Genomic DNA, 13,680 nt, shown 5'->3' with positions numbered 1-13,680 from the left:
TATGAAAACAATGATATATTCGCTTGCTTTAACTGTGTTGCTGGCTTCTTTTACCGGTTGCAGCGACGATAACGACCCGGTGTTGACTCAGAAAGACTGGGATGGGACAGCGACTTATTTCCAGTCTACCGATGCAAAAAAGTTTGACACCTACTATAAGCCTTATGTGGGCTATGTAGGCGACCCTATGCCGTTTTACGACCCGGTTGCCAAAGATTTTAAGATAATGTATCTACAGGAATATCGCCCCAATCAGGTAGGCACTTACCACCCCATATGGGCATTAAGCACCAAGGATGCAGGCAACTATACTGCTTTGGGAGAATTGATTTCGTGTGGCGGGCTGTCCGAACAGGATGCGGCCATTGGCACAGGCAGCACTATTTACAATCCTGCGGATAAGTTATATTATACTTTCTATACAGGTAATAAACACAGGCCTACATCTTCGGAAAACGGGCAGGTGGTAATGGTGGCAACCTCCAGCGACTTCAAGACATGGACAAAAGACCGCAATTTCTATTTGAAAGGCGATACCGACGGTTATAGCAAGAATGATTTTCGCGATCCGTTTGTATTCGAAGGAGAGGATGGTATTTATCATATGCTAGTATCTACCACCAAAGATGGGAAAGGCGCATTGGCTGAATACACATCTGCTGATATGAAACAATGGGATCATGCAGGTATATTTATGCCTATGCACTGGGATCGCTTCTATGAGTGTCCCGATGTATTCAAGATGGGTGACTGGTGGTATCTCGTTTATTCAGATATGTCTAAATGGTCGCGCAAAGTTCAGTACCTCAAAGGTCGTACATTAGACGAGTTGAAGAAATCGTCGGATCCGCTTACCTTCCCCGACAGCAAAGAAGGAGTTCTGGATTCGCGTGCTTTCTATGCCGGAAAAACAGCATCAGACGGAACAAACCGTTATATCTGGGGATGGTGCCCTACACGTCCGGGCAACGACAACACGGATGTGGGTGCCGACAATGAGCCGGAATGGGCGGGAAATATGGTTGCCCATAGAATTGTTCAGCATGCCGATGGTACAATATCGTTTGGAGTTGTAGAAGGAATTGCCCGGAAATATAATACAGAGTCTGCTGTAAAAGTGATGGAGAAGAGCGAAGGTGCATCTCACAACAATGGCAGCTATCTACTGACCGATAATTCGTATGTTCTTTTCAACCGTCTGAATGTGCATAATAAGATTTCATTCACAGTGAAAACGGCAAGTAATGCTGACAAATTCGGTTTTTCTTTTGTCCGTGGTACAGACTCAGAAAAATATTACACAATAGTGGTAAATCCGGAAGACAATAACAACAAGAGAAAAATAAACTTTGAAGAAGAAGGCGAGGCAGGAAAAGGCTTCATCGCCGGAATAGATGGCTACCTGTTCGACACACCTGCCGATAATACTTATAATGTGACTATCTGTACCGACAATTCGGTTTGTGTAGTGTATATCAATGACAACGTTGCTTATACAAACCGCATCTATGGAATACAAAAGAATCCGTGGTCTGTAAACAGTTATTCGGGAACTGTGGAAGTGAGCAATCTTAAGGTAAGTTATTATTGATTGAATATGAAACTTTCAAAACAAGAAAGAAATGAATAATATATTAAAAATATCCAGTACCCTTTTAGCACTCATGCTTATCGGCTGTGCTACAAATCCGGATATCATTATAGACGATTTTGAATCGGGCACTTATAACAAATGGACTGTAGAGGGCGATGCTTTTGGAGCAACGCCCGCCACAGGGAGCTATGCCGGGCAGCAGGCCGTAGAAGGATTTGAAGGGAAACATCTGGCCAATAGTTTCAACGGAGGAGATGATTCGCGCGGAACCCTTATCTCACAAGAGTTTACTATCGAACGCGATTATATCAATTTCCTGCTGGGCGGTGGCATGAACCAGGATACCTATATCGAGTTGGTGATGAACAATGAAAGCATTTACAAATCGCGTTCTGTTGTCGAAACCGAAACCTTGCAATGGATGACATGGAATGTGAAGGAATACACCGGGCAAAAAGCAATCATTCGCATCGTAGATAACCAGCGTGGCGGATGGGGGCACATACTGGTAGACCAGATAGAACAAAGCAATACAGAGAAAAGTGTATTTATGGTCGATCATGAACTAGCCTTCGATGCCGACAAGAAATATATCCTTGTCCCTGTCGACGATGATAGTCCCGAATCTGTTATAGCACTCGCCGTAGAGGGCACACCAATAGGCGTACCCATGTATATAAGAGTAGCTCAGACCGAAAGGATAGATTATTGGATTCCTATCGACATCGAAAAATATAAGGGGAAAAAGGTAACCCTGACATTTGCCCATGCAAAAAAGACGGACAAACATTTGGGTGATATCAGGCAATCCGATGCTTTCAATTTCAATTATGATGAAACCTACCGGCCGTCGTACCATCATACTCCGCTATATGGGTGGATGAACGATCCTAACGGGATGGTTTACTACGATGGCGAGTACCATCTGTTTTTCCAGTACAATCCCTATGGGTCGAGATGGGCGAATATGCACTGGGGGCATAGCGTGAGCAAAGACCTTAAAAAATGGGAATACCTGCCGGTTGCCTTAGCTCCCGACTCGCTGGGTTCTATCTTCTCGGGTAGTGCCGTTATCGACAAGAATAATACGGCAGGTTTTGGTAAAAATGCGATGATAGCTATATATACCTCAGCCGGGAAAAGCCAAACGCAATCTATAGCATATAGCACCGACAAGGGGCGCACATTTACTAAATATGAGCATAATCCTGTATTGGCAGATCCTGATATTGCAGACTTCCGCGACCCGAAAGTCTTCTGGCACGATGCTTCGGGGCAATGGGTGATGTCGTTAGCCACATCGCAAACCATTACATTCTATGGTTCGAAAAACCTGAAAGAATGGAATAAGCTGAGTGAATTTGGAGAAGGTATTGGCTCGCATGCCGGGGTCTGGGAATGCCCCGACCTGATACCGTTGGCTTATAACGGGCAAACAAAATGGGTCTTATTCGTAAGTATCAACCCCGGAGGGCCTAATGGTGGAAGCGCCACCCAATATTTTATCGGCAACTTCGATGGTAAAACGTTTACGGCCGATAAACTCGATTATCCTTTATGGCTCGATTACGGTCGCGATAATTATGCCGGAGTGACATGGAATAATACACCGGCAAAAGACGGGCGGCACCTGTTTATAGGGTGGATGAACAACTGGGATTATGCAAATTCAGTTCCTCCGCTAAACTTTTCGAGTGCCAACACATTGGTTCGCGAGCTGAAACTGGTACACAACGGCAAGCATTTGGTGGTGGCTAATCCTCCTGTTGCCGAAGTGGCAGACCTGAGAAGAAATGCGGAAAAGATAGGAACCAAGCAAGTAGATAAAACATATACTGTTGACAAATTGCTGAGGGATAATCGGGGAGCTTATGAAATTGAATTTTCGGTAAAACCGAAAGGAACAGATAGTTTTGAGTTTAAATTGGTAAATATAAAGGGTGAAAACATCCGCTTTATATTCGACCTGACGAAGAATATCCTTTCTGTAGACAGGACGAAAAGCGGGCTGGTCGATTTCTCCGACAATTTTGCTTCGTCTCTTATTGATGCTCCGCTGGCAGCCAAAGATTCTTATAAAATAAGGCTGTTTGTCGATAAAGCTTCTACCGAATTATTTGTCAATGATGGAGAGGTGGTACAGACAAATATTGTTTTCCCTGCCGAGCCATACAATTCGTTGGTGTTTACGACCGACGGACAGGCCATCGAGGTGGAAGATATAAACATCTATAATCTAAATTAATAACAATTTCTGAAATGAAACAAAAAAGTATATATGCAAGCCTGTTGCCGGTGATGCTCGCTTTCTTCTGTATGGGTTTTGTAGACCTGGTAGGTGCTGCGTCTAATTATGTAAAGGCAGACCTGGTACTGACCGATACCGAAGCAAATATATTTCCTTCGATGGTTTTCTTCTGGTTTTTGCTTTTCTCGGTGCCTACCGGGGTGCTGATGGGTAAAATAGGCAGGCGGAAAACGGTGATACTGAGCCTTATTGTCACAGCAATATCGTTGCTCATACCTATTGCCGGCTATTCATATATCTCCATGCTTATTTCTTTCTCCCTGCTGGGAATTGGCAATACGCTGATGCAGGTATCCTTAAACCCTTTGCTGTCGAGCATAGTGAAAGGCGATAAGCTGGCCAGTTCGCTCACCTTCGGGCAATTCGTAAAGGCAATAGCATCTTTTATAGCACCTATCATAATGGCGCGGGCAGCCCTTATGTTCGACAACTGGCGTTTGCTATTCCCCCTGTTTATGGTAGTGGCTGTTATGGCAATCCTCTGGCTTGGATTTACATCTATATCTGAAGAAAAAGAAGACAGTAAGAATGCGTCGTTCAAAGAGTGTTTTGCATTATTGGGCAATGGGTTTATATTGCTCTGTTTTCTGGGGATAATGTGCCATGTGGGCATTGATGTTGGCGTGAATGTGACAGCCCCTAAAATACTGATGGAACGCTTGGGGATATCTCTACAAGATGCGACCTATTCTACAAGCGTCTATTTCCTTTTCCGCACGATAGGATGTTTTGCCGGAGCATTTATATTAGCGCGTTTTTCTCCTAAAAAATTCTTTGGGATAAGTGTCGTTTGCATGATATTGTCAATGCTGGTATTTTTTGCTTTCGACAACAAGGTAGCATTATATATAGCCATAGCATTAGTCGGTTTCGGCAATTCTAATATTTTCCCTATAATATTCTCTCAAGCCCTATTGCACAATCCGGATAAGAAGAATGAAGTCTCGGGGCTCATGATTATGGGGCTTTTCGGAGGAACTGTCTTCCCATTCTTTATGGGGCTGGCTACCGACTCGCTTTCGTCTCAGATAGGGGCTTTGGCTATATTGAGCATCGGCGTGGTTTATCTGCTGTTCATGTCGTTCCGATTGAAAGGGAAGGCGGCTGCATAAAAAAGAGAATATCAATAAAATAATAGTTTAAAAAAATGAAAAATATTATAGTAGGATTAGGTGAAATTCTTTGGGATGTATTTCCCGAACGGAAAGTATTGGGCGGAGCGCCTGCTAATTTTGCTTATCATGCATCGCAGTTCGGATTCAACGGGTACATAGTAAGCGCTATCGGCGAAGACCTTTTGGGAAAAGAAATACTGTCGGGGCTGGAAGATAAAAAGCTAAATTACCTGATTGAAACCACCGATTACCCGACAGGCACAGTAGAAGTTACGCTCAATAATGCAGGAGTGCCGCAATATGAGATTCTCGAAGATGTAGCCTGGGACAACATCCCCTTTACCACCCGTACCGAGAACCTTGCCAAAAATACACAGACGGTCTGTTTCGGTTCGCTGGCTCAGCGTAGTGCCGTATCGCGCGAAACCATCCGTAAATTCCTGGAACTGATGCCTAAAGACAGCCTCAAGATATTTGATATCAACCTGCGGCTGAATTATTATACAAAGGAAATCATCGAGGAATCATTACAGATGGCTAATATGATGAAGATAAATGACGAGGAGGTTGTCAAGGTTGCCGCCCTCCTGGGATGGAATGGAGATGAGCAGGAAATATGCAAAAGGCTTTTGGGAGAGTACAACCTCGATATCCTGATCCTTACTAAAGGTACTGACGGAAGCTTTGTATTTACTCCACATATGACATCTTATCAGGCTACGCCGAAGGTGCATGTCGCCGATACGGTAGGCGCCGGCGACTCCTTCACCGCCGCCTTTGTTGCAGCTTATTTGCATGGGGAACGGATCGAGGACGCCCATCAGTTAGCTGTAGAAGTATCGGCTTATGTCTGTTTGCAGCATGGGGCAATGCCAAAGCTTGCCGATGCCTATTTAGACCTGTTCCACAATAGGGGATAGTCTCTTGCTATATACTGTTAAAAAAGCACCATTACATATCAATATAATAGTGCTTTTTGTACTTTTATTAGCTTGTTCTAAATTTGATACCATGAAAATTAAAACCTTACTCTGTTTTATTCCTTTGCTCCTTTTCTTGTCATGCAAGCAAGATAAGAATATACGTTATACCATAGGTGTATCGCAGTGTAGTGACGATTTGTGGCGCGAAACGATGAACAACGAGATGCAACGGGAAATCGGATTCCACAAGGATGCCAATATCATTATCCGTAGTGTGAAAGACGATACGCAAAAGCAGATAGAAGATATAGAATGGCTGATAGGACAAAATGTAGACCTGCTGGTCATATCGCCAAACGAGTCGAAAGCCCTCACGCCGGTGATACAAAGAGCCTATAAAAGCGGTATTCCTGTTATACTGGTCGACAGGAAAATAGATACCGAAGACTATACAGCCTATGTGGGTGCCGATAATTATCAGATAGGAAAAGAAGTAGGGCTGTACGCCGTAGGCATACTCAACGGGAGAGGGAACATAGTGGAGATGAGGGGATGGAATGGCTCTACCTCCGATGCCGAGCGTCATGCGGGATTTATAGACGGGCTTAGGAATTATCCCGATATAAAGATCATAGCCGAGGCCCGTGGCAATTTTCTCAAGGAGGAAGCAAAGCTACAGATGAGCGATATCTTGCGCGAATACGATCAGATAGACCTCGTGTTTGCCATGAACGATCCAATGGCAGCAGGTGTATATGAAGCATCGCGGAAATATACAGGCAAGACTCCCTTTATTATTGGTGTTGATGCACTGTCCGGCGAAGGCGGAGGGATACAGAATATAGAGAATAATGTGCAGGACGCATCCTTCATTTATCCTACGGGGGGAGACAAGGTTGTCGATTTGGCGATGAAGATATTGAAAAACCAGCCATTCCAAAGGGAGAATACTTTGTACACTACCGTTGTGGATAAAAGCAACGTGCGGGTATTGCAGTTGCAGACCGAACAAATAGCCGAGCAGCAATCGAGAATAGATTCTATAAACTCTTCGCTAGACGATAGCCTGGCAAGATATACCAACCAGAAGACATTGTTCTATATTTCTATTATAGCCATTGTTCTCATCACCTTCCTTCTGCTCATTTCTTTTAAGGCTTATCGGGCTAAAAGCAAGGCAAACCTGTTGCTCGAACGCCAGAACGAAGAAATAATGCGTCAGGCAGAAGAACTAAGGGAGCAGAAAGAGCAATTGATCTCTATCTCGAAACAGCTGGAAGAAGCTACTCATGCCAAATTGGTTTTTTTTACTAATATTTCGCATGAGTTCAAGACCCCGTTGTCGCTTATACTGGGGCCTGTAGAATCTTTGCTTGGCGACGGGCATCTGACTAACGAACAGCACGAACTGCTTACCCTGGTCAAGAAAAACAGCAACCGCCTGTTGTATCTCATTTCAGAAATCATCGAGTTCAGGAGTTATGAAAATGGCAAGATGAAAATGAATTTTTCGGAAGGCAACCTGATCGAATTTATAGAAGAATTAAATCCTCTGTTTCGCGATTGGATCAGACGCAAACGTATTGATTTTAGCTTTGTGCCCGACACCGCTTCTTTCTATACGGTATTTGATAAAGAAAAGGTGGAAAAGATATACTTTAATCTGATATCTAATGCTTTAAAGTTTGTCAATCTATCGGGGAAGGTTAAAGTGGAACTGAAGAAGAAGGCTCTCGAAGATAAGGATTATATAGAACTGTCAGTCTCAAATAGCGGATCGTATATAGCACCCGAAATGCTGGGGAATGTCTTCGACCGCTTTTATAAGGTAGACCAGAGCAACGAGGGCACGGGTATAGGGCTTTCGCTGACTGCTGCGCTCGTAGATGCTCATAACGGGAAAATAGATGTATGGAGCGATAAAGATGCAGGGACTACGTTCTCTGTCTTATTGCCATTTGTTTCGGGCAACGCAGGTACATCTGCCCCATATGCTTCGGGATATATAGAATCGAGGCTTGAATTGGAAACAGACGAGATTGAACCGGGAGTGCAATTGCTAAACCCTGAGAATGAAGATAAGCCAATGGTATTGGTAGTAGAGGATAACTACGATATGCGTAAGTTCATACAATATATCCTCGATACGGAATATAATGTAATAACAGCAGATAATGGGGCAGATGGCCTTAGCATCGCGAAAAAATTCATTCCCGATATTATTATCAGCGATGTGATGATGCCCGAAAAAGACGGTTTTGAGCTGTGCAGCCAATTGAAAGAGAACATCCCTACCAATCACATTCCTATAATCTTATTGACAGCCTGTTCTCTCGATGAACAAAAATCAATTGGTTTCGAAAGTGGAGCAGATGCTTATATCCCCAAACCATTCAACGCTCACCTGCTGAAAATCAGGGTGCGTAAATTGATAGAAAACCGCCAGAAAATAAAGGAAGCTTTTGGCAGCAACCTTATAAATGATACAAAGAAAGAGTCGTTGGGAGAGATGGAGCAAAACTTTATCAATGACTTCCAGGCTTATGTAGAGAAATTCATTTCCAACCCGGAATTGAGTGTAGATGAATTGGCAGACCATCTCAAGCTTTCGCGTTCGCAACTCTACCGGAAAATAAAATCTTTGACAAACTATTCTCCTAACGAATTGATCAGGATAGTAAGGCTTAAATACGCCAAGCAATTGCTGAATAGTAAAGTCTCATCGGTATCCGAAGTGGCATACGAAGCAGGATTCTCGTCTCCTTCCTATTTTGCTAAATGTTTTAAAGATATTTATGGTGTGAGTCCGACCGAATATATTGAGCAGCTTTAAATAAAAATATTTTTGGGACCACTTCACTACATAAACACAAAGAAGGTGTCCTTTATTACCTTTGGGACACCTTCTTTTATATAACATTTTAATTATCACCTTTTTGGGGTCACTTCCCTTTTGGCCAGCCCCTTTCCAAATCTTTATATTCCCTTATTTACGAAAATTTCGGTTTGCGGCCTCCACCTTTGCGATGTTCTTTTTTAGCCGGTTTGTTTGATGAAAATTCTCTATTAGGGCGTCCCGATGGTTTTCGGTCATACGAGCGGTCGCGTTCTCCACCGCCTCCATTTCCGCCTTGTGCTACTTCTACCGAAATACGGCGTCCGTTCTGCTCCTGGCGGCTCATAGATTTTATCACCTTCTGCACATCCTTTTCAGGCACTTCGAAGAATGAGAAATTTTGCATGATGTCGATACGGCCAATGTTGATTTTCTCGGGAACAAAGTCGTTTACCAATCCCATCAGTGTAGCAGGATTTACCCTGTCGGTACGGCCGATGTTGATAAACAGGCGCGAATAGCCTCTTTCTGCATTCCTGCCATTAGAGCGGTCGCGGTCTTTGCGGCGCGGATAGCTCTCATCTTTACGCGACGAACGTTCTGATACTGTTTCTATTTCAGATGCATCGCGATAATAATCTATCAGGCGGTTAAACTCTAGAGCAACGACACGCTTGATGATGTCTTCTTTTTCCAGCCAGTCGAGTTTACGGTAAACCGAAGGCAATAGGTTGGAAATCTCTTCCTCGTTTACCTTCACTTTTTCTATCCTGTCTACCAGGCTGAACAGTTGTTTCTCGCAAATAGCCTCTCCCGAAGGAATCTCTCCTTGCTCGAACTTCTTGTTCAGTATCTTTTCTATTTCACGTATTTTCCCTTTTTCCTTAACATGGACAATAGCGATGGAGATACCTGTTTTCCCTGCACGACCGGTACGCCCGCTACGGTGTGTGTACGATTCTATATCGTCGGGCAAACCATAATTGATAACATGGGTCAGGCTGTCGACATCTATACCGCGTGCAGCCACATCGGTAGCTACAAGCAGTTGCAGGTTGCGTATGCGGAATTTCTGCATCACATAGTCGCGCTGTGCTTGCGACAGGTCGCCATGCAATGCATCGGCATTGTAGCCGTCTTGTATCAGCTTGTCGGCTATTTCCTGTGTTTCGCGGCGTGTACGGCAGAATATGATCCCGTATATATTGGGATAGTAGTCGGCTATGCGTTTCAGTGCGAGGTATTTATCGCGTGCGTGAACCATATAGTATATATGCTTCACGTTTTCAGAACCTTCGTTCTTACGTCCTATCGTGATTTCTTTAGGACTGTTCATGTACTTCTTTGTAATCTTGGATACTTCCTTAGGCATTGTGGCCGAGAAAAGAAGCATTTGCCTGCTTTCGGGTACTTTCGACAGTATTTCGTCTATACTGTCCATAAAGCCCATGTTGAGCATTTCGTCGGCTTCGTCCAGAATCACATGTTCCACGTTAGCCAAGTCTACGGTCCTACGGTTTATCAGGTCGATAAGCCTTCCGGGAGTGGCTACAATTATTTGTACTCCTCTTTTCAGCGCCTTAATCTGGCTTTCGATGCTCGATCCTCCATATACAGGCAATACCCTCAGGCTGTCCATATATTTGGAATAATCGGCAAGGTCGCCTGCTATCTGCAAACAAAGTTCGCGTGTAGGGCAAAGTACTAAAGTTTGAGGTACGTTTTCTTTTACATTGGTCTTTTGCAATATCGGCAGTCCGAAAGCGGCAGTCTTTCCCGTTCCTGTTTGTGCCAGTGCAATTACGTCTGTGGTTTCGCCCAGTAGGTATGGAATCACTTCCTCTTGTACCGGCATGGGATTCTCGTATCCCATTTCTTCGATTGCCCTGCGGATGTTCGCGGCAACTCCTAACTCTTCAAATGTCTTCATTAAAAATTTTCAAATATCTATTTGTGGTAAAAAGCTTATCAACCTACTCTCACCCCAAAAAATGATTCGACATAAAAGAGCTGGCTAATAAGAGGATGCAAAGGTAGTAATTTGTTCCGGCTTTTCGCATGATATTTGCATTTAGTTTTATCTATGCCGGTGCAGACGAATAAAAAATGCTATTTTTGTAGTACTTTTACACAAAATTCTGTGTTTAAATAACATAAGATTATCAATCTGTAAAAACAATATTAAGATGAAGAAATCATTACTATTTGCGTTTATCGCATGTGCTGTGCTAAGTCCTTTGGCAGTATCGGCGCAAAAGAAATCTACAGTAAAACAACCTGTACCTCTTACACTTAAAACTGAGGCTGATTCTATTTCATATGCTTTGGGCGCAAGTATTGCAGGCACCGGATTAACTCCTTACCTTGCTCAGATGGGAGTGTTGGCAGATACTGCTGCCCTAGTTGCTGACTATCGTACTAAAATGGACAACGCAGTTGACGCTACAGCAAAAAACAAGTTGATGAAAGAAATGGCTTTCAAATTGGACTCTGTGAGTAAAGCTAATGTCAAGAGTATAGATTTATTCCTGTCGGGGTTCAATCAGGCAATGAATGATACAAAAGATAATACGGCATTCAATACCGGAATCGCAATAGGCGGACAAATGGCTTCGATGAAAGAGAGGTTTGCTGAAGAAGTACTGGCAGGTAGTGAATTCAATACAAAAGCATTTGCCGAAGCATTTGCCAAAAGCCTGAAGAAAGAAAACCTGCTGATAGAAGATCATGAGCAACTTATTCAGAATGCTACAATGAAGGCACAGGAAAAAGCACAACAAAAGAAAGCTGATGAAATGAGAGCCGAATATAAGGAGCAGATAGAAGCCGGAGATAAATTTATGGCCGATAATAGACTGAAGGAAGGTGTAGTTACATTGCCTAGCGGATTGCAATACCAAGTGATAACAATGGGTACGGGTGAAATGCCTACCGATGAAGACCGTGTTGTCGTTCACTACGAAGGCAAGTTGCTCGATGGTACTGTATTCGATAGCAGCATAGAAAGAGGCGAACCTGCTACCTTTGGTGTAACTCAGGTGATAAAAGGATGGACAGAGGCTCTAAAATTGATGCCTGTAGGTTCTAAATGGATACTTTATATACCTCACGAGCTTGCTTATGGTTCGCGCGACCAAGGGGAGATCAAGCCTTTCTCTAATCTGATATTCGAAGTAGAATTGCTTGATATAGTAAAAGAGGACTAGTAAGAGCTTTAGTTCTTGAAAAATAAAAACATCCGAAGTCGGGCTTAGCCTTTCTTCGGATGTTTTCGTTTGAACTAATATATTAAAACACGGAATCTTTATAGATCTGTAATTGGTTTGTATTTAGGAACCAATATCTTCATTACAACCCATCCGATAAGATAAGCAACGGCACAGATAGAGAAGATAATCATATATCCCGAACTAATACCGTTCACTACCGTATCTCCGGCTGCTGCCAACGATTTCAGTAATTCTTCGATACTTCCCACATTGTGTTCTCTTAGCAAAGCTTCTGCTGTTTCAGAGTTATTAAGCTGAGGGTATTTTTCAAGAAGAGACTGTCCGTTTACAGTACTCCAATTCTTCTGAGTAAAATCGAAAAGAGCACCCGAACCTTTGTTTATAAGGAACGAACCGATACCCCCTGCCATACCTCCGATACCTGTGATGGTAGCAATGGCTTTCTTAGGGAACATATCGCCGATGGTAGAGAATATATTTGCAGACCAAGCTTGGTGAGCAGCACCTGCAATACCGATAATGATAACAGGAATCCAATATGAGTAGCCTCCCAACGGTTGGGCCAACAATGCCAGTAATGGGAAGAATGCGAATATCAACATCGCTTTCATCCGTCCGGCATAAGGGTTCATGCCTTTTTTGTCTACAAAGTAAGACGGAAGCCATCCTCCAATGATGGACAACAATGTAATGGCATAAAGCACAAAAATAGCCAACTGTCCGGCAGTGTCAGACGATTTTATGCCATATACCGAGCTCAGGTATGCCGGAGCCCAGAACAAGAAGAACCACCATACACCATCGGTCATAAATTTACCAAAGGCAAATGCCCATGTCTGACGGTAACGGAAAGCTTGTCCAAAGGTTATTTTCTTTCCTTCGTTTGCTTTTTCGGCAGCAATCTCTTCTGCTGTTTCATCATTTGCATCCGATTGTATATAAGCCAATTCGGCAGAATTTACTTTAGGGTGTACTTCGGGTTTCTTATACACAAATACCCAGAATCCCATCCATACGAAACCAAGTGCACCAATGATAATAAATGCCATTTCCCAGCCCCAGTATTTAGCTATGACAGGAATAGTCACAGGAGCAGCAAGTGCACCTACTGTAGCTCCGGCATTGAATATGCTGGTTGCCAAAGCGCGGTCTTTTTTAGGGAAATATTCTGCTGTAGTCTTGATAGCAGCAGGAAAGTTCCCGGCTTCCCCGATGGCTAGCACCAAACGGGCAAAGATGAATAAGATAACGCTTACCGAGGCTACCCTGCTTATGTTTTGCACAGTAGAAATTACCTCTCTCGCGCCTTCAAATCCTACAAACCATTCGCCTGCAACGATACCCGAAGTAGCGATGCCGCAGAATGCGTGCAATACAGCACCTAAAGACCATACCCCGATAGCCCAGAGGAATCCTTTTTTGGTATCCATCCAGTCTACAAAGCGGCCTGCGAAAAGCATACTTACAGCATAGAATATAGAGAACAGCGCTGTAATGTTGCCATAGTCGTTGTTTGTCCAGTGAAATTCTGGCTGTATAAAATCTTTCCAGGTAAGAGACAGTACCTGCCTGTCCAGATAGTTGATCGTGGTGGCGAAGAACAGCATCGCACAGACCATCCACCTGTAATTTGTCATTTTAGTTTTTCCGGTATTCATATAATTAGTTTTATTA

At 43.4% G+C, this 13,680-nt stretch carries 8 protein-coding genes; 6 read left to right on the top strand and 2 right to left on the bottom strand.

Annotation, left to right across the window (positions count from 1 at the left end):
- Nucleotide 1: 1 nt before the first annotated feature.
- From D0T57_RS03495 to D0T57_RS03475, 5 genes are all read left to right on the top strand, one after another.
- Nucleotides 2-1,591: a glycoside hydrolase family 32 protein gene (locus D0T57_RS03495; RefSeq protein ID WP_163270931.1), complete on the top strand. Its 1,590-nt coding sequence runs from the start codon at nt 2-4 to the stop codon at nt 1,589-1,591.
- Between the two features lie 31 nt (nt 1,592-1,622).
- A complete protein-coding gene (locus D0T57_RS03490) occupies nt 1,623-3,839 on the top strand; it encodes a GH32 C-terminal domain-containing protein (protein WP_163270929.1) in 2,217 nt (738 codons plus the stop codon).
- Nucleotides 3,840-3,853: 14 nt separating this feature from the next.
- On the top strand, nt 3,854-5,014 hold the full coding sequence (locus D0T57_RS03485; RefSeq protein WP_163270927.1) for an MFS transporter: 1,161 nt from the start codon (nt 3,854-3,856) through the stop codon (nt 5,012-5,014).
- A 35-nt stretch (nt 5,015-5,049) separates the two neighbouring features.
- On the top strand, nt 5,050-5,937 hold the full coding sequence (locus tag D0T57_RS03480) for a carbohydrate kinase (RefSeq protein WP_163270926.1): 888 nt from the start codon (nt 5,050-5,052) through the stop codon (nt 5,935-5,937).
- Nucleotides 5,938-6,028: 91 nt separating this feature from the next.
- Nucleotides 6,029-8,773: a substrate-binding domain-containing protein gene (locus tag D0T57_RS03475; protein ID WP_163270924.1), complete on the top strand. Its 2,745-nt coding sequence runs from the start codon at nt 6,029-6,031 to the stop codon at nt 8,771-8,773.
- Between the two features lie 157 nt (nt 8,774-8,930).
- On the opposite strand, the gene D0T57_RS03470 is transcribed toward D0T57_RS03475, so the two are convergent.
- Nucleotides 8,931-10,706 (bottom strand): DEAD/DEAH box helicase, encoded by a 1,776-nt coding sequence (locus tag D0T57_RS03470; RefSeq protein WP_163270922.1) that lies wholly within the window; start codon nt 10,704-10,706, stop codon nt 8,931-8,933.
- 256 nt (nt 10,707-10,962) lie between these two features.
- Here D0T57_RS03470 and D0T57_RS16010 point away from each other — a divergent pair, with 256 nt between their 5' ends.
- Entirely contained in the window at nt 10,963-11,982 is a 1,020-nt protein-coding gene (locus D0T57_RS16010; RefSeq protein ID WP_163270920.1) for an FKBP-type peptidyl-prolyl cis-trans isomerase, read from the top strand.
- A gap of 98 nt (nt 11,983-12,080) precedes the next feature.
- Here D0T57_RS16010 and D0T57_RS03460 read toward each other — a convergent pair whose 3' ends face one another.
- Nucleotides 12,081-13,664: an MFS transporter gene (locus tag D0T57_RS03460; RefSeq protein WP_163270918.1), complete on the bottom strand. Its 1,584-nt coding sequence runs from the start codon at nt 13,662-13,664 to the stop codon at nt 12,081-12,083.
- Nucleotides 13,665-13,680: the final 16 nt, after the last annotated feature.

Origin of the sequence: Dysgonomonas sp. 511 (assembly GCF_010501105.1) — a bacterium.
Lineage (GTDB): Bacteria > Bacteroidota > Bacteroidia > Bacteroidales > Dysgonomonadaceae > Dysgonomonas.
The sequence above is the reverse complement of the archived record's forward strand: the minus strand, read 5'-3'. Positions and strand labels throughout refer to the sequence as shown.